At 48.7% G+C, this 18,056-nt stretch carries 14 protein-coding genes; 6 read left to right on the top strand and 8 right to left on the bottom strand.

All coding sequences use genetic code 11. The annotated features are described in order from the left end of the window. Positions 1-6: 6 nt before the first annotated feature. Together clpX and SPI9445_RS0109670 are read left to right on the top strand one after the other, a co-directional pair. Positions 7-1,359 (top strand): ATP-dependent protease ATP-binding subunit ClpX, encoded by a 1,353-nt coding sequence (clpX, locus tag SPI9445_RS0109675; RefSeq protein ID WP_026079659.1) that lies wholly within the window; start codon positions 7-9, stop codon positions 1,357-1,359. A 17-nt stretch (positions 1,360-1,376) separates the two neighbouring features. Next, positions 1,377-2,285, top strand: coding sequence for an alpha/beta fold hydrolase (locus SPI9445_RS0109670; protein ID WP_017304543.1), 909 nt, complete (start codon positions 1,377-1,379; stop codon positions 2,283-2,285). Between the two features lie 175 nt (positions 2,286-2,460). On the opposite strand, the gene SPI9445_RS0109665 is transcribed toward SPI9445_RS0109670, so the two are convergent. From SPI9445_RS0109665 to SPI9445_RS0109645, 4 genes are all read right to left on the bottom strand, one after another. Beyond that, on the bottom strand, positions 2,461-2,748 hold the full coding sequence (locus SPI9445_RS0109665; protein WP_164674500.1) for a hypothetical protein: 288 nt from the start codon (positions 2,746-2,748) through the stop codon (positions 2,461-2,463). A gap of 331 nt (positions 2,749-3,079) precedes the next feature. Beyond that, the gene (locus SPI9445_RS0109660; RefSeq protein WP_017304541.1) at positions 3,080-3,910 is read right to left on the bottom strand and encodes an ATP-binding cassette domain-containing protein; all 831 of its coding nucleotides are present in this window, start codon (positions 3,908-3,910) and stop codon (positions 3,080-3,082) included. A 129-nt stretch (positions 3,911-4,039) separates the two neighbouring features. Beyond that, positions 4,040-4,201, bottom strand: a complete 162-nt coding sequence (locus SPI9445_RS30445; RefSeq protein ID WP_017304540.1) for a hypothetical protein — start codon at positions 4,199-4,201, stop codon at positions 4,040-4,042. A 193-nt stretch (positions 4,202-4,394) separates the two neighbouring features. Continuing rightward, positions 4,395-6,257: an asparagine synthetase B family protein gene (locus SPI9445_RS0109645; RefSeq protein ID WP_017304538.1), complete on the bottom strand. Its 1,863-nt coding sequence runs from the start codon at positions 6,255-6,257 to the stop codon at positions 4,395-4,397. 449 nt (positions 6,258-6,706) lie between these two features. Here SPI9445_RS0109645 and folK point away from each other — a divergent pair, with 449 nt between their 5' ends. After that, on the top strand, positions 6,707-7,225 hold the full coding sequence (folK, locus tag SPI9445_RS0109640; RefSeq protein ID WP_017304537.1) for a 2-amino-4-hydroxy-6-hydroxymethyldihydropteridine diphosphokinase: 519 nt from the start codon (positions 6,707-6,709) through the stop codon (positions 7,223-7,225). Between the two features lie 28 nt (positions 7,226-7,253). Here folK and SPI9445_RS0109635 read toward each other — a convergent pair whose 3' ends face one another. Continuing rightward, a complete protein-coding gene (locus SPI9445_RS0109635) occupies positions 7,254-9,884 on the bottom strand; it encodes a chloride channel protein (protein WP_052646666.1) in 2,631 nt (876 codons plus the stop codon). Between the two features lie 221 nt (positions 9,885-10,105). Beyond that, a complete protein-coding gene (gene ftsH / locus SPI9445_RS0109630; protein WP_017304535.1) occupies positions 10,106-12,052 on the bottom strand; it encodes an ATP-dependent zinc metalloprotease FtsH in 1,947 nt (648 codons plus the stop codon). A gap of 324 nt (positions 12,053-12,376) precedes the next feature. On the opposite strand from ftsH, the gene SPI9445_RS25055 reads away from it, so the two are divergent. After that, complete coding sequence (locus SPI9445_RS25055) at positions 12,377-15,265, top strand: CHAT domain-containing tetratricopeptide repeat protein (protein WP_017304534.1); 2,889 nt, start codon at positions 12,377-12,379, stop codon at positions 15,263-15,265. Positions 15,266-15,322: 57 nt separating this feature from the next. Here the strand turns inward: SPI9445_RS25055 and SPI9445_RS0109620 are convergent, their stop codons facing one another. Both SPI9445_RS0109620 and SPI9445_RS26970 read right to left on the bottom strand, forming a co-directional pair. Continuing rightward, positions 15,323-15,880, bottom strand: coding sequence for a Uma2 family endonuclease (locus tag SPI9445_RS0109620; RefSeq protein ID WP_017304533.1), 558 nt, complete (start codon positions 15,878-15,880; stop codon positions 15,323-15,325). A gap of 115 nt (positions 15,881-15,995) precedes the next feature. After that, complete coding sequence (locus tag SPI9445_RS26970; protein WP_017304531.1) at positions 15,996-17,105, bottom strand: helix-turn-helix domain-containing protein; 1,110 nt, start codon at positions 17,103-17,105, stop codon at positions 15,996-15,998. A 182-nt stretch (positions 17,106-17,287) separates the two neighbouring features. Between SPI9445_RS26970 and SPI9445_RS25045 the strand changes: the two genes are divergently transcribed. Further along, a complete protein-coding gene (locus SPI9445_RS25045) occupies positions 17,288-17,512 on the top strand; it encodes a hypothetical protein (RefSeq protein WP_017304530.1) in 225 nt (74 codons plus the stop codon). 62 nt (positions 17,513-17,574) lie between these two features. Continuing rightward, positions 17,575-17,889: a hypothetical protein gene (locus SPI9445_RS0109600; RefSeq protein WP_017304529.1), complete on the top strand. Its 315-nt coding sequence runs from the start codon at positions 17,575-17,577 to the stop codon at positions 17,887-17,889. Positions 17,890-18,056: the final 167 nt, after the last annotated feature.

Below are 18,056 nucleotides of genomic sequence, written 5' to 3'. Positions count from 1 at the left end.
GTAGATATGCCGAAGTACGACTCCCATCTAAAGTGTTCATTCTGTGGCAAATCTCAGGAACAAGTGCGTAAGCTCATAGCCGGGCCAGGGGTTTACATTTGTGACGAATGCGTAGAGCTCTGTAATGAAATTTTAGATGAGGAGTTGATCGATTCGTCAAGCCCTGCCCCTCAACCCGTAGCCCCTCGGGAAGAACAACCCCCCAAACGTCGGGTTCATGCGGATCGTTTCTCCTTTAGCCAGATCCCCAAACCCACGGAAATCAAAAAATATTTAGATGAACACGTCATTGGACAGGATGAAGCGAAGAAAGTGTTATCAGTGGCAGTTTATAACCACTATAAACGCCTGAGTTTTGTCCAGTCCAAAAATAATAATGGCGGCAAAGGCGGGTTAGATGACAATATTGAGCTACAAAAATCCAATATTCTCTTAATTGGTCCCACCGGTTCCGGAAAAACCCTCCTCGCTCAAACCTTAGCAAAAATCCTTGATGTTCCCTTTGCCGTAGCCGATGCCACCACCCTCACCGAAGCGGGCTATGTGGGAGAAGATGTAGAAAATATTCTGCTGCGCCTATTACAAGTAGCGGATTTAGACGTAGAAGAAGCCCAACGAGGCATTATTTACATCGACGAAATTGATAAAATTGCCCGCAAGAGTGAAAACCCCTCCATCACCCGGGATGTCTCGGGGGAAGGGGTACAACAAGCCCTCTTGAAGATGTTAGAAGGGACTCTCGCCAATGTTCCTCCCCAAGGCGGACGGAAACACCCCTATCAAGACTGTATTCAAATCGACACCAGCAACATCTTGTTTATTTGTGGGGGGGCGTTTGTTGGCTTAGAGAAAGTGGTAGAACAGCGCATTGGTAAGAAATCAATGGGTTTTGTGCGACCCGGAGATAATCCGGCCTCGAAAGAACAGCGCGCCGTGGATATTATGCCCTTCCTAGAGCCACAGGATTTAGTGAAATTCGGCTTAATTCCCGAGTTTATCGGACGGATGCCTGTGATGGCTACCTTGAATCCTTTGGACGAAGAGGCCTTAATGGAAATCCTCACCCAGCCGCGTAATGCGTTAGTTAAGCAATATCAGAAACTGCTCTGGATGGACAATGTACAGCTAGAATTCCGTCAAGATGCGGTGAGGGCGATCGCACAGGAAGCCTACCGCCGCAAAACTGGAGCGCGAGCCTTGCGGGGAATCGTCGAGGAATTAATGCTAGAAGTCATGTATGAACTGCCCTCCAGGAAAGACGTGCGGCGCTGCTTAATTACCCCGGAAATGGTGGAAAAACGCTCAACGGCGGACCTGTTGGTTCACCCGTCCACCCTGCCTAAACCGGAATCCGCTTGAAGGGGGGAGGAGCAAGGGTGCAGTTTGAAACTAGCCTCAGCTATCGAGAAACCGGATCGACAGAAACCGGACGGGTAAACCTTGGGGGAGTGGATCACTTTTATCAGTGGATTCGCTCTCCTGGTGGGGTAGGAGAAACGCCCATCGGGAAAAAACCTGTGATAGTGTTTGTTCATGGCTGGGGGGGGTCTGCCCGGTATTGGGAAAGCACAGCCCGCGCCATTTGTCAAGACTTTGACTGCTTGCTTTATGATTTGCGGGGTTTTGCCCGTTCCCCCTTGCCAAAAACAGGGCTTGAGTCCTTGGGGGGTTATGAGTTGGGGGACTATGCCCAGGATTTAGGATTATTATTAGACCATTTTGGCTTAGAGCGGGTTTATTTGAATGGTCATTCTTTGGGGGCTTCCATTGCGGCCTTATTTGCGGGGCAATTTCCCCAACGAGTGGAACGCTTAATCCTGACTTGTAACGGCATTTTTGAATATAATGCCCTGTCGTTTAAAACATTCCATTTTGTTGGCGGATATGTGGTTAAGTTCCGCTTTCCGTGGTTTTTAAGCGTTCCCTTGGCGGGGCGTTTATTTATGGCGCGTTTTTTGCATCGTCCTTTACCCGATGTGATCAGTCGGGAGTTTTTGGAGGATTACTTAATGGCGGATGAGGCGGCCGCGGTGGGAACAATTTATACGGCCGTTAGTGAGCAAGCGGCTTTAGAAATGCCCCAAGTCTTCGCCAATTTAGCCGTTCCGACGTTGTTAGTCTCCGGGGAGAAGGATATTATTATCCCGCCACAATTAGGGCGCAATGCGGCGGCGTTAAATGGAAGAATTGAGTATTTAGAAATTCCCCAGACGGCTCATTTCCCGATGTTGGAAGATGGGGAGGCTTATTTAAGGGGAATAAGGGCTTTTTTGCGGGGGGATTAACGCCCTAGTTTTCTGATGATTGGGGATAGATGAACTGACCCACTCACAAGGGGATGGAGTTTTCTGGACAATCTTATAAAAACTGAGAAAAGACGGTAAGGCGAGGAGATGCACCGTTTCAGGCTGATGAATTAAACTGAGCAATTACAGTGTCATTTTGATTGTTTAGATCCAGTTACAGTTCCAATTCAAGACGCTGGATCAGGGTGAGGATTCGATGACTATGACGCTGGACGATTTCTGAGTTTTGCTGTAAATCGCTTAGATTTTCGTTAATTTCCCGGTTGATGGAACTACCAGAAGAGGGGTCTTGGGTGATGTTATCGATCTGCTGACGCAATTCTTGGGTGAGGTCACTAGATAACTCAACACAGTTTTTAACTAAGTTGAGGGAATTTTTGAGGTCATGTAAATAAGTGCGGATAGATGAACGAGTCATCAAGTCTTCTGATGAAAGTGCCATCGTATTTGTGGTTACTCCCTAGGGTTGAAGTTATGCGGTTGTAATGGATTGATCTATGCAGTTGTTTTATTTTCGTCGTCCCGAATGTTAGCAGTTTTCTAGGCTGTTCCTAACATAGCGAAAAAAATAACTTCTGTAAAGTTTACGGAAAGATATTGTGACAGTTCTTTCACAATTCATGATATACACGGATTTTGTTGGCGAATAGTAAGGTTATTATTCTGGTATATCCGTAGGTTTATTTAAGTAAAATAACGGATTATTTCTAGCCTTTAAAAATCCGTGATATTGCGGATAGAGGAAGAGGAATCTGCGATGAGATCGGAGTTTCTTATTCCCACTCGGCTTGTTGTTGTTCTTGTTGAGTGCGGAGGCGATCGCGCAATTGGTCCCATTGAACGGCGTTAGCTGGTAGATCCTCTCGTAGGATGCCGCTTTCAAGGTATAGCACCCGTTGAGCAAAAGAGGATATTAAATCTAGTTGGTGGTTAACCATCAAGATAGTGGTGTTGTCTAATTCCCCTAAAACGGTTAAAAGATGGGAGGCTAAACCAAAATCGAGGGCGGAGGTGGGTTCGTCGAGTACCAGGACTTTGGGCTGCATCACTAAGGCACGGGCGATCGCCACTAACTGCCGTTGACCTTGGGAAAGCTGTAATTCTGTGCGTTCTCGCCATTCATTGGGGAGGCGTAAACTCTGACAGCAGACTTGAACGCGCTGGTCAATTTCGCGGGGGGGGAGGTGTTGGAGTTGGAGAGGATAGGCGATCGCATCTTGGACTCGCATCCCCAATAATTTCGGCTCTTGGGGAACTAAAACCACCTGTCGCCTCAACTCAAGCACCGGGATTTTACCGTAGGCTTGTTGACGAAAATAGAGTTGTCCCATCGTGGGACTTATTAAACGATTCAGTAGACGGAGCAGCGTTGTTTTCCCCGCACCTGACGGTCCGACCAAAACCGTGCGATCGCCAGCCTCCAACTTAAAGGACAGATCCCGCAGTAGATCAATCCCCCCAATCCCTACCATTTCCCGGACACCCACCCCCACCAGTTCTAACACCTTTTCACCCCTCCTCAAAATCAACAGGGGACTCCCTCCCAAGGTTCCCCTAAGCCCCACGGGCAGGACGCGCCAACGGGAGGGCGCGGTGCTGCTCATAGCAATCTAGCAAGCCCTATCTAGGGCTTGCTCCATAAATCCGAGAGTTGGGGAATCGGGAATCGGGAATAATTATCAACTCCTCCTCTCCCCTGCTCCCGGTTCCCTAGCCCAGTTATTCAGCAGACCCTAAATAGTTCGGTTAGGAACAGCCCGAGGCCCTGCACCATCTAAATTCCCGCGAATCGCTACACTTTGGGTCAGAGTTTTAATGTCCCCGTAACATTGGACTTGAGGAGCATAATAGGGCTGTTTTGGCTTGAGTTCAGTTTCAGTGGCGTGGTTTGTCATGGGATGATCTAGTGAATTCTATTCATGTGCGGAAACAGAAATGACCGCATCTGACCAAACATTTTGAACCGAGGAAACCCGGCTCCATGATCCTAGCACAAATTATCACGGTCTGGATGTACCTCTTATCCCCACTCCCCTTGTGGGATGGGAAATTCCCGGCAAATTTGTTAAACAGTCGGAGCAAAAAACCTTAAACCGTCCTTGAGTTGTTGTTGGAAGTCCTATCCTTGCGAAGGGCAGAGTGAGGGAGTTTGCAGTGTTTTAACCAATATCCTAAACTGACCGGACGTAAACTTGACCAAGCCAGAGGGGGAGGTAGATTCGGTTGCTGAGTAAAACAGAATAATGCGTCCAAATCAATATAGGTTGTCAAGAATTCTCGGTGTTGTTGCTGGGCAGATTGCCAAGGTTGGAGTCCTTTTTGTAGGTAGATGTAGACAGGATCTCCTGCTAAGGGGGTTTTGGGACGTTGCCAAATGGTGGGGGGGAGGTGCTTTTGTAGGGTGACACGCAGGAGGTGTTTATTGATAAACCAAGGTAGGGGGGAGAGGGAGAGTAGGTAGTTGAGGAGTCGTAGGTCAAGGAAAGGATAGCGAACTTCGAGGGGGACACGGGAGAAACCCGGATCTGTGGCCTCAAAATTGTACCACCAGAGGGGCTGTAGAAGATCAGAGTAGGCTTTGCTGCGCCAAGGATGGGGGGAGGGAGGTTGAGGTTGGGCGAAGGTTTGCCAGCGATCGCGCAATTCATAACGACGCTCAAAGTCCGGGTTCAACCATTGGGGATATCCCTGCCAAATATCCCGATGGGATCCCCGCAATTTCCCTAAAATTCCGGTTCCCAAGGGGGGTTTTAAGTGGGCGTGCCACAGAGTACGCTTTAGTCCTCGTAATAGCTCACCTAGGGGCATCCCCCGGCATAATTCTGTGAGGGGGGAGGGGCGCATTCCTTCATCACTTCCTTGGCCGTAGAGGACGACAGGACTATGGGTTAAAACCTGTTGATAAACGCTATAGTCTTGGGTCAGAAAAGGAATATTGTAGGGTTCCGGGGGGTGGAAGGCGGGATTTTGCCACCCTTCAAAGGGCACATAATGATCGGCCGGGATGAGTTTTAGGGGGAGGTGGAGGGAGTTGGCGACAATTTGAGCGTAGTCTCCTTCAGGATCCTTGAAGAGTTCCCGATAGATGACGGTAAAGGCTTGATAATTGACCTCTGGCATAGCGTTTAAGGCGGTTTGTGCCAGCATAGTGGAGTCCAACCCACCACTCAGGAAAAGGGCGGCTTCTCGTCGCCGTAAACGGTCGCTGACGGCTTGATTCATTAGGTGTTGGAAGGGTTCAAGGTAGTCCTCATCGCGACGATAGGGCAGGAATTCGGGAATCGGGAGAGTCCAGTAACGTTGAAGGTTAAAGTGTTGGGGAGTGCAGGTGAGGGTATGACCACCGGGGAGGCGTTGAATGTCTTGGAAAACCGTAGTCTGGGGGGTTTGGTTAAAGTCGAAGAGGAGGAAATCGGCGATCGCCTCTTCATTGAGTTGAGTCGAGACGGCTGGATGTAAACGTAGGGCGTTTAGGGTATTACTAAACAGGAAAAGGCTCCCCACTTGGGCAAAAAAAAAGGGTTTGACTCCCAAAGGATCTCGCACACACCAGAGTTGCTGGGCTTGACTATCCCACAAGGCAAAGACATAATCCCCGAGTAGGTAATCTAAGCAGGCTTTACCCCAAGTGTGATAAGCCCAAAGCAGTAATTGGGAGTCGGACGTGTGAAGGGTGACAGGACAATCATTTTGTTGTAACTGGGTGACTAAAGCCCGACGATTATCTAAGCGCACATCGGCCGTTAGGGAGAAGGGCGGTAAATGGCAAATGCCATCGGGTTGGCTATCTTGGTGACAGTGTAACAGGGTATGGCCAAAACCGATTTCTGCTTGTTGCCAGCAGTGGGTACTATCGCGCCCCCGGTAAACCAAAAATTCAGTCATCCGGTGCAAAATGCTACTATCGAGTGGGCTGCGATCGCGATGCCATATCCCACAAATTCCACTCATGATTCCTCTGGGGTGAAGGTTTCCCCGTTCAGCATAAACCGAAAAGGGCATTCCTAGACCGTGGGTTCACCTTTGACACTCGCCGCGCTGAAGCGACGGCGATTCTTGGCATCGGATAAACCTAGGGTGTTAGCTCATCGTCGGGAAGCCCCGCACTGTGCGTTCGCGTTCACTTCGCGAAGCGTTGCGTAGCAAATGTCAGTGTCGGGATGAAAGACGGTTAATTGAGGGGTTCGATGCCCCGAAAATTAACCAACAATCACTTACGAGGGAGTGACGATCTGTAGAGGAAGAGGTTATCAGGGATGTCCCTAAAAAGACATCTAGAGCCTCCCGTAGAAGCACCGAAGACCTCATAGTAATATGGGGAAGCCCGCACCGTACCCCTAGGGTCGGTGTCGGGAGGATGTCACAGTAATCTGCACGGATTGAAATGGGGAACAGAATTTATGCGCAGTGCGTTCACGAAGTGTCGCGTAGCGATCGCTCTCGGTAGTAATCTTACCAGTCCGGTTGGCGACTCTCTGACAATTTTAAATAAGGCGATCGCAACCCTTAATCAGAGTCCGGGCATTCAGGTTAAGTTAACATCCAGTTGGTACAAAACCGCCCCCGTTGGTCCCCCTCAACCCGATTATTTCAACGGTTGCGCGGTGTTAGAGGTGGAACTGTCCCCGAGGGAACTGCTCGGGAAACTACTAGAGATTGAACGTCAATTTGGGCGAGTGCGTCGTGAACCGTGGGGGCCGCGCACTTTAGATTTAGACTTACTGTTATACGAAGATTGGGTTTTAGAAACTCCCCCCCTCCAGATTCCCCATCCTCGCATGACACAACGGGCTTTTGTCTTGCTGCCTTTAGCGGAAATTGCACCGGATTGGATTGAACCAATTTCGGGAATGGCGATCGCACAATTAGCCAGTTTGGTCGATTCTTCCGGGGTTAATCAACAGCAGGGTATTTATTGACTAGCGTAGGCGTGTTATTCAGCAGATATTACATGGCACTGCGCACTAGGATCACCGTACTTTTCACCCCAGAAGTAATGGCTTCAGGGATATTGCCATGAATGGCCTGTTGTAACAAACCCTCCCGACTAGCCCCAATGATCACCACCTGACAACTTTCCGACTCCGCTAAACGAATAATGGCATCAGAGACAGAAGCAGAACGGATGGGGATGGGAAACACCGAGGCATTGAGTTGTAACTTCACTTGGGCGGCCATTTCTTGCAGGATGCGGGTGTCGGGGATGTTGGTGTCGGGGGGATGGACTTGACAGAGGAAGACATGACGCGATCGCGCTAAGACTTGTAATCCGGGTAATAACTGCACCGCCCGTCTTACATTTGGCCCCCCAGCAATGGGAATTAACCAGTTAGTGGGGAGATAGTCTCGATAGGGAAAACTCTGTTTCCCCTCCCCTAATTTAATCATCGCCACATCACAAGGCGCTTGACGGATGAGGGTATCCACCACATCGCCGAAAATGCGGCCGGGGGTGGAGGTGTTGCCTTTCCAGCCCATAATCAAGAGGTCGATGTGGCGTTCATTAATTACCTCTAAAATGGCTTGGGCTAAATTGTGGGCCAGTCGGATTTGCACGTGGAGGGGAACATCCCAAGCGGCGGCTTCTCGTTTGGCATCCTTCAGGAGTTGATGACTTTTTTTCAGGGAAACCGAGGTCTGGGAGGGGGCAATATGACGCGGCACAAGGACAATATGGAGACATTCCAACTCATAGCCCTGTTGTTGGGCGATCGCACCGGCGATTTTCACCAAAGCCTCCGCCGTTTGAGGATTAGCTAAAGGCAGCAACAAACGCCCCTTCCCCACAGCCGGGGAACGAGTTTGATAAACCAAATAAGACGGCTCGACTTTTGCCCCTTGGGTCTTCGGAGTCATCTTTAACTGATCGGCTGTGGCATGAATTAAATCACTGCGGGTAATAATCCCCAATAGTCGCCGCCCCTCGGTGACAGGTAAATGAGTTAGTTGATAACGATCCATTAAATACAGCACATCACTTAAAGACCCATCAGGCTGTACAGTTACCGGGCGCGGGGTCATAATATCCTGTAAGCGCGTTGTACTATCTTGGCTGACTAAATTCTCTAAATTGGCCTCCGTTACCATGCCCACTAACTTCTCTTCATCCAACACCGGGAAACCATGATGAGCGGAACGAGCAAAGGCCGCTAAGACTTCTTCTAGGGTCATATCGGGGCGAAAGGACTCCACCCGACGTTTCATCACATCTACCGCTTTTAAGTCCGATAACACCTCATTTTGCGTCCCCTCATCCCTCAATTCAATGCCACTGGCTTGTAGTAAATGTTGGTAGAGTGAGCCTTTTTTAATCGTTTCGGCTACCCCATAGGCCACCACCGAACTAATCATTAAGGGCAACACTAAAGTAAAGTCGGCGGTCATCTCAAAGACAATGACAATGGCCGTAATCGGTACCCGAGCCACGGCGGTAAAAAAGGCACTCATCCCTACCAAGGCGTAGGTGCTGGCATAACCGATGCCCAAGGTTGCCACCTCTGCCATACCCACCAAATAGCCCAAGGATGACCCCAAAACTAAGGCCGGGGCAAAGAGTCCCCCCGGTGCGCCGGAGCCGTAGGCCAAAATCGTCAGGCAAAAGTGGGCGATAAAAACAAAGGTGCTTTTTTGCCAAGTGGCGTATCCCGTGATCAGGAAGTCTCGCAATCCGGCATTATCCCGCAGGATGGGGGGAGAGAGGGCGATGATTGCGCCGGAAATAAGCCCGGCCAGAGCAATTTGCCAGATCAGGGAGACATTGAGCCATCGGTAGAAACGCAAACAGAGGAGGATTCCCCGATTAAATAAAGCCCCCAAAACCCCGGCCAGGGCACCGAGAATTAAATAAAAGGGGATTTCTGGGGAGGTGAAATGGGTTTCAGAGAGGGGGAGGATACTGGCGACCAGTTTAAGGTCTGTCGGACCGAGGAGACGGGAGACGATGGATCCGGTAAAGGAGGCGAGAATAGCGGTTTCAAGGGTTAGGCCGGACATATCCCGGGAGAGTTCCTCCACAACAAATAACACCCCAGCAATGGGGGTGTTAAATCCGGCGGCTAATCCGGCGGCGGCTCCGGCGGCTATCATCTGGCGACGGTGTTGGGGGGATGTCGGCACCCAATTACTGAGTTGGGCGGCAAGGGCGGCTCCGATGTGGACGGTGGGGCCTCGTCGTCCCAAAGTCATGCCTGCTCCGAGGATTAACATGGTGCCGAGCATTTTCACTACGGCGACGCGGAGGGAGAGGGCGACGGGAAATTTGGCGAGGGCGGCTTTCACTTGGGGGATGCCGCCCCCTTTGGCGGAGGGGGAGAGGTTTTCGAGCAGGAATCCGGCTAAACCCCCTAAAACTAAACCAAGGAGGGGCAGGATATAGACTCCTGTTTCTTCGACCAGTTGTAGACGGAATCGCCCGAGGATGCCGATTCCTTCTTTGAGGAGCAGGGCGGCGATCGCAGAAACCCCCCCAATTAAACAGGCTTCTAGAAGGGCGTAGTTCGTTTCGACGGCATGGTTGCCCCAGTGCAATCCTTTCCAACGGCGTTTGAAGGCTAAGACATTGAATAATTCCTGCTTCATTATGGTTTCTCTCTGTTGGCAGGGGGAGGGGAGAGGGGGGGAGGGGAGAGGGAGAGAGGGAGAGGGGGAGAGAGGGAGAGGCAATCTCCTGACTCCTGACTAGATTGCTTCGTACCTTCCTTCGGAACGCTACGCGAACGCAATGACATTACTTCCAACTCCCGACTCCCGATTCCCGACTCCCGATTCCCGACTCCCGACTCCCCCCCGTTCCCCGTTCCCTATTTACCACTCACGGCTAACTGTTTTTTCGGTAGAGGAGTATATTCGGCGACGATTTGGCGGAAATCTTCTCCTTCGATGGTTTCTCGGTCAATGAGTAAATCGACCAAGTGATCCATCAAAGGACGGTTTTGGGCGATGAGGTCTAGGGCTTTTTCGTAACAGCCTTGGGCGATCGCCTTGACCTGTTGATCAATCTTACTGGCGACCTGCTCAGAATACTCTGCTCTGGACTGCCATCCTCCCCCTAAAAACACTTCTGCTTCGGGACTTTCCAAGGCCAGAGGCCCGAGATCCGACATTCCATAACGAGTGACCATTTCACGGGTTAAATCGGCCACCACTCGTAAATCATTGCTGGCTCCGATGGTGACTTCTGCATCGCCGAAAACAATCTGTTCGGCTGCCCGTCCCCCCAAGGTAATAGTAATCCGATCCATTAACCAAGCGCGACTATAAAAGCCACTGTCTACCATTTCTTCGTCAAAGGTTTGTTGTGCAAAGCCACCTATGCCCCCAGAGCGGGGAATAATCGTGACTTTGTTTAAAGGGTCAGAATGCTCCAACAGGGTCATTAACAGGGCGTGGCCAACCTCGTGATAGCCAATCAGACGCTTTTTCTTGCTGTCCAAGAGAGGATTTAAGGTCATGCCAATGGTGATCCGGTCGAGTGCGTCATCAATTTCTAATCCGGTGATGGCTTCTTTGCGACGACGGGCGGTTAAAATGGCGGCCTCGTTGAGTAAGTTGGCGAGGTCTGCTCCGGAGAGTCCGGGGGTTTTTCGTGCGATCGCCTCTAGGGAAATCTCCTCAGATAGTTTTTTCGTGCGGGAATGAACTTCCAAAATCCCCAAACGGCCTTTATATCCCGGTAAATCCACCGTAACCTGACGATCAAACCGTCCCGGCCGTAACAAAGCCGTATCTAACACATCGGGGCGGTTGGTGGCGGCAATGACAATAATTCCCGTATTGCCCTCAAAACCGTCCATTTCCGTTAATAACTGGTTGAGGGTTTGTTCCCGTTCATCGTTACCGCCCCCAATCCCGGCCCCCCGTTGACGGCCGACGGCATCAATTTCATCAATAAAAATCAAACAGGGAGCATTTTCCTTGGCTTTACGGAATAAATCCCGCACCCGAGAGGCCCCGACTCCTACAAACATCTCGACAAATTCGGATCCGGAAATACTAAAGAAGGGAACTCCGGCCTCCCCGGCCACGGCCTTGGCTAGTAAGGTTTTCCCGGTTCCGGGTGGTCCAATGAGTAACACCCCTTTGGGAATTCTCGCCCCAATGGAGGTAAAGCGTTCAGTTTCTTTTAAGAAGGTGACGACTTCCTGTAATTCTTCTTTGGCTTCATCAATTCCGGCCACGTCATTAAATAAAATCCCGGTTTTGGCCTCCATTTGAAATCTGGCTTTTGATTTGCCAAAATTCAGGGCTTGACCGGAAGAGGCGGCAGAGCGGCGTAGAATCAGGATCACAAAGCCGAAGAGGAAAAACAACAGGAGCATATTAATTAATAAACCCATAGCGGCTGAATTGTCGCTCTTGGGCTTTACATCAAATTCGACTTGTTGACGACGGACTCGTTCGATCAATTCTGGGTTTTGATCTAATAACTTAACCTCTTTGGGTGTTCCCTGCTGTCCCACTAATTCCACTTGTGCCATCCCTGTGGTGGGGTCATATTGAATGCGTTGCACCTGTCCCTGGTCAATCTGTTCGAGCAGTTGGCTATAGGTCAAAGCGTTGTTATTGTTCTGTTCTTGGGCTTCTAGGGGCATTCCAGCCAGCAGAGTTTGACAGACCATCCACCCCACCGCCACCTTGAGTAAGGGGTGTTTACGGGGCTGTGAGGGGGATTGTGCGCCTCGTTTTGACTGTCCCTGTCCCAAGGTCATCCAGAACGGTTTAGGTTTTTTGGTGTGATGGGCGGTCATAGGTGAGACTCCGTAATTTTGAGATAATAAACTTCAGCACAGGAGAGGCAATAATTCTTTAGTTTAACGAAATTAGAGGCTCTTATCCGTGAAAAGTGGTCTGTAAACAGCACGCCCTCCATAGGGCTTGCTGAATAAGTCCGAGAGTTGGGGAGTCGGGAGTCGGGAATCGGGAGTCGGGAATAGGTAATAGGGAATAATTATCAACTCCCCCTCTCCCCTGCCCCCCTGCCCCCTTGCTCCCCTGCCCCCCCCTGTTCCCCCTCTCCCCCTCCCCCCCCCTGTTCCCTGTTCCCCGTTCCCTGTTCCCTAAAAATAATAAAAATGGCTTTTTTTGCGATTCTCGTTCCGAGACGCTGGGCGATCGCCTTAATCCCCGTTCTGTTCCTTTTTCCTACCTTTCCCCTATTCCCCCAAGCCCCCACTCTCCTCACTATGGCAGAACATCCCGACCTAGAAAAAGCGGCACAATGGCGAGAGGAGGCTTGGGAGTTAAGCAATGAGGGGAATTATCATCAGGCCATCACAAAATTAGAACAGGTGCTGGCTTTGCAACAAGGGATTCTGGGTCAAAATCATCCCGTTGTGCTGGAAACGTTGCGACTTCTGGCTGATATTTATTTAGCTCAGGGGGAGGATAGGGAGCATAATCGGATCTATGGGCAAGTCCTAGAAATGCGGGTTAAACTGGCTGGGGAATCGGAAGATGCGATCGCCCACCTCCGTTACCTAGCCTCATTCTACACCGATCCCCTGTTCGACTACCCCCAAAGTCGAGCCACCCTACACCAAGCACTCCAGATGGCGCACAGGCTACACAGTGCAGATCATCCCATCATCGGCGACCTACTCCACGAATTAGGGCAACTATACCGTTTTCACGGCCGTCTAGCAGAAGGGGCAGACTTTCATCAACAAGCACTAGCCCACCGCAAAAGGGTATTAGGAGACAATCATCTACAAGTCGCCCAGAGTCTAGCCGATTTAGCCCTTTTAGCCGCCCTACAAGACCATCACCCCCAAGCCATCACCTTAGCCCAACAAGCCCTAACCATTCAACAGGAACAATTAGACCCAGCCGATCCAGATATTTGGCGAACAAAAGAACTCCTCGCCCGCTTTTATCGTGAACAAGGCCAATATGAAACCGCAGAAAGCCTCCTACAAACCGTTTTAAACCAGAAAAACCGTCACCATCCCCCAGACACCGAAGAAAGCGTTACCACAGCCTACACCTTACAAAACTTAGGCGATTTATTAGCCCAACAAGGGCAATATGAAACCGCAGAAAATTATTATACTCAAGCCCTAGCCATCTTTCACCGTTGGCAGCAATCCGACTTACAAAGTGTCGCCGAAATTTCCCAAGCATTAGGACACATTGCCGAAGCCCGTGGGGACTATAATCAAGCCGAATCCCTCTACTTAGACCATTTAGCCTACTTCCAAAAATGGGGTTACGCAGGCAACTTTTTAGTCGCCCAAGCCCTCAGTAACCTAGCCAGCTTTAAACTCCAACAAGGAGAAATTACCCCCGCCCTCGACTACTTACACCAAAGTTTAGCCGACCAAGAAATCATCATTGAGCGAGTTTTACCCCTATTAGGAGAAAGCGAAAAACAAAACTATATGAATCGCTTCTCGGCCACCACCAACCAAGCCATCTCCCTCCATCTCCAAAATGCCCCCAATAATCTCAACGCCGCTCAATTAGCCCTAACTACAATTTTCCGCCGCAAAGGTCGTGTTTTAGATGCCCTTACCGACAACTTACAAACCTTTAAAGCCCATCTAACGCCCCCTCATCAACAACTCCTAGATGAACTAATAAACCAACGGGCTAAACTAGCTGAATTACGTTTTAATCCCCCCACCCATCTCACCCCAGAGGGTTATAAAGATCACCTCCGGGAATTGCAGAATAAAATCGAAGTAATGGAATCTCAACTCGCTCGAATTAGTGCCAACTTACGAACAGAAACAACTCCCGTCACCCTAGAACAAATTCAAGAAAAGATTCCCCCCGATGCAGTTTTAGTAGAGTTTATCGTTTATCGCCCCCACCGTCGCCCCTCTCCCGATCAATTAGTCTGGGGAGAACCCCATTATGCCGCCTATATCTTAGCCGCCAGTGGTGAGCCTCAATGGGTCAATTTAGGCAAAACTGCCCCAATTGATCAAGCTGTGGCAGAGTTTCGCCGTGCTTTAACCCTAGGAAAAGCCCGCCCCATGTCTCGCCAATACCGTGAAAAAGGACGGCAGTTAGACACGCTGTTAATGCAGCCCATCCGCGCCAAAATTACCCAAATTTCTGGCGATATTACTCATTTATTATTATCCCCTGATGGTCAACTCAATTTAATTCCCTTTGCCGCTTTAGTAGACGAAAATAATCAGTTACTGCTCAAGAATTATCGCATTACTTATTTAACCACCGGGCGAGATTTACTCCGTCAAGGAGCAACCCCACCCAGTCAAAATCCAGCCATCATTTTAGCTAATCCAGATTATGGTGAAGTCGAGGAAATGGCCATCCCCTCTAATCGAGGGTTACGGGATTTGAATGTTTTGCCCCTTCCCAATACCGCGACAGAAGCCGAATTAGTATCACAAAAACTAGAAAATGTCAAGGTTTTTATGGACAAGTTGGCGACAGAAACCGTAGTTAAACAAGTTCAATCTCCCCAAATTTTGCACCTAGCCACTCATGGCTTTTTTCTACCCGATATAGAGGCAATTCTTCCCTCTCAATTCTTACCCAATTCTGAAGATTCTGCCCCCCTTGTGTTAGAAAATCCCCTTTTACGCTCAGGATTAGCGTTAGCGGGATTTAATCAACGGTCTAGTGGGGAAGAAGATGGGGTTTTAACAGCCTTAGAGGTGGCTAATTTAGACTTACAGGGAACTCAATTAGTGGTGCTTTCTGCCTGTGAAACGGGGGTAGGAGAAATCACCAATGGCGAGGGGGTGTATGGTTTGCGTCGAGCGTTGGTGATAGCGGGAGCAGAAAGTCAAGTGATTAGTTTATGGAGTGTAGATGATGCGGGAACTAAGGATTTAATGGTGCGTTATTATGAAAAACTGTTGCAAGGGGAGGGGCGAAGTGAAGCCTTACGTTTAGTTCAGTTAGCGTTAGCAGAAGGTGAAGTTTATCAACATCCTTTTTATTGGGCGGCTTTTATTCCATCGGGGGATTGGGGAGTTATGAAATAAACGTCACTAATTGAAGAATATTCCCAGGAGACTGATGCACTGCCCACCCTACTACGACTACAACAATTTTTGCAAAGCGACGGTAAAACCCGGAATCACATCTTCTCCTTCTAGCATTACATTCTCTGGATATTGCGTAATCGAACCATCACCACGATAAACAAAAGCACGACGATTGATGCGGTCGATTAACCATCCTAATTTCACCCCATTGTCGATATATTCTGCCATCTTTGCTTGTAACTTAGTTAAACTATCCGTCTTAGAACGAATTTCAATGACAAAATCAGGGACTATATCGCAAAATTCGTCTTCTCCAGTATCCCATCCCTCTGGTAGGCGTTGTCGGGCAATAAAAGCAACATCAGGAGAGCATAACGCACCGTTAGGAAGTATAAACCCCCCACTCGAACTAAAAACTTCTCCTAACTCATTAGAGTCTACAAAGGCGAATAAATAAGCACCTGCTTTTAGTTCTCGATTACTAGAAATTTTTCCAGTTGGTGGCATTGTGATTAAAGTACCATCGGCATTGCGTTCAAATCTCAGTTCGGGATTTTGGGAACTGAGTTGCATTAATGCTGCATCAGTAATGGGTTTAATAGCTGGGGTCATGGTAGCGCGATTGCATGGGTTTGCTCGTTTCCTCTCATGTTAACGCGCTCTCTGGATAAGCTGATAGGATTTGCATCATTTTCCTCATCCCCAATGGGGGTTTTATCAATCCCATTTAACATTTATCCAACTGTAGCGAACGATGGGACAAAAACTCCTGCACCCTACCCTCAAACCGCTTTTCAATCCTATCTACCATTAATTTCAACCACAGGGGATTCCCTTGACTCTTTTCAATTAACCCTTGCCAGTCCTCCTCCCGGAGTCCCATTGCCTGCAAAAGTTCCTCAGCCTCCTTTCCCAAACCCCCCAACGACAAGGACTTCACCCGAGGGGAGCAGCTTTGCAACTGCGTCACTGTAAGCGGTTGTTCCCAACTCAACAACAGCACACAGCTACAATGTGCCACCTCCCCCAACACTTTGCACAAAAACTCATAATTTTCCCGTTCCGATTTCCACTGTCCTCCGGGTTCTGCACTCAGGAGATGCTGCACATCATCCCAAATAATCAAGGTGGGGTATTGTTTCAGATATTCCAGCAGTTGATGGAGTTGAAGTTCTGGGTTTTGGGGAGTCGTTTCTGTTTCCGTGAGGAATTTTAGGAGGGAAGTGAGGGTATCCGTCAGGGGAGGGGAAAAGCGCAAACTAGAGTAATAGATAGTGTGAAAGTGGGATTGAATTTCTTCAAGGAGTTTCAGAGTTAAGGCCGTTTTCCCGATGCCAGTTAGTCCTTGAATCGTGATGAGGCGACAATGTTGGTTAAGGATGTACTGTTTCAGGGTGTCGAGTTCTGAAGTGCGTCCAAAGAATTGGGGAACTTCTGGGGTACTAATCAGGTATGTTTTGCAGGGAAAGGTTGTGGGTTCGGGGGTTTGTGTAGAGTCCGGTACAGTAGAATGGGTGCCGGGGCAAAAATTAAACTCTTGAATTTGTGTATTATCGCCGAATGTGGGCGAGTTAAAGGCAAAAACTGCCCGTTCTAGGATTGAGGAAACATTGGATTTGTTTATTTTCTCTCCAAACCCATCCGACAGTATTTTCCACAAGTCTGAAGCCACATCTCTGATATGACCTTCAGTAAACTTACATTCTCGGGCAATACGGGAATAGGGCTGATTCCCGAAGGTTTCACGCAGAATTGTTTTTTGTAGGGTGGTGAGGTGTTTCCCTGTTTGCGTGAAAACCAGATGGTCGGCTAGCGAGACAAGCTTTTCTGTGTCCATACTTGAAACCAAAAGTTTTACTTATTATACGCCGATTTATTCCGACATTATCCGATTTATTCCGACTTTTTTAATGTTTTTTTACAAATGTCGGGGAAAAAGTGCCGACATTTCCGGTCAGTAAACGGGATTATAACAGGGGAAGAATCAGATTGTAGAGCAAAGTTCAAAGGTTGGGGCAAATGGACAAAGTTATTGATAAGATAGCGGCATTAGGGCTTCCTGCGGTCATTCTAACCATTGTAATGGCCACAACGGGGTTAAGCGGTGCCGCCGCAATTACGACCGCTTTAGCCATTTTAGGGGGGCCTTGGGGAATGTTGGGAGGCATTGCCGCATTGGGAATTACGGGTCTAGTGGCAAAAGGTCTAGCGTCTATGGGACTCGAAGAACTTCTGATTGCTTAAAATAGATAACTGAAATTGACACTTTTATTTTGTGGAACAACTATGTCGAGTGAAAAAGGTGTATGTCGAGTGAAAAAGGTGGAGAAATCACGACTGTAACTGGTCTAACTGTAGTGTTGGAGGGGTGTGCTGGAGAAGTCTTGGTGCTTTATGGGATTCCAGAACTATATATTTTTCCGTTGACACTTTTATTTTGTGGAACAACTATTATAATAGCCTGGATTAACCAAGAAGATCCAATCTCTTTGTTTATCAGAAACTTTGGAGGGATTGTAGAAGGATTAATTAAATTATTAATATTTTTAATCAAAACAGTAGTAGTATTAATAGTATTATTAGTACTATTATTAACGGTAGTAGGATTAATATATAGCTGATCCTAATGAAACGTGAACTTTAGGCTATTGTCCTATCTGGATTACAGGCAAACCTTTTTTGCACGACTCAGGTAGGTTGGCTATATAGCGGGTTTAAACGAATTGTGAAAAAGCGTCGTATCTCTTAAAATCGGGAAGATTGAATGATTTGACCTTCCAAAATCCCC

The organism is Spirulina subsalsa PCC 9445, from assembly GCF_000314005.1.
Classification (GTDB): Bacteria; Cyanobacteriota; Cyanobacteriia; order Cyanobacteriales; family Spirulinaceae; genus Spirulina_A; species Spirulina_A subsalsa.
This window is presented reverse-complemented; position numbering and strand designations above follow the sequence as displayed.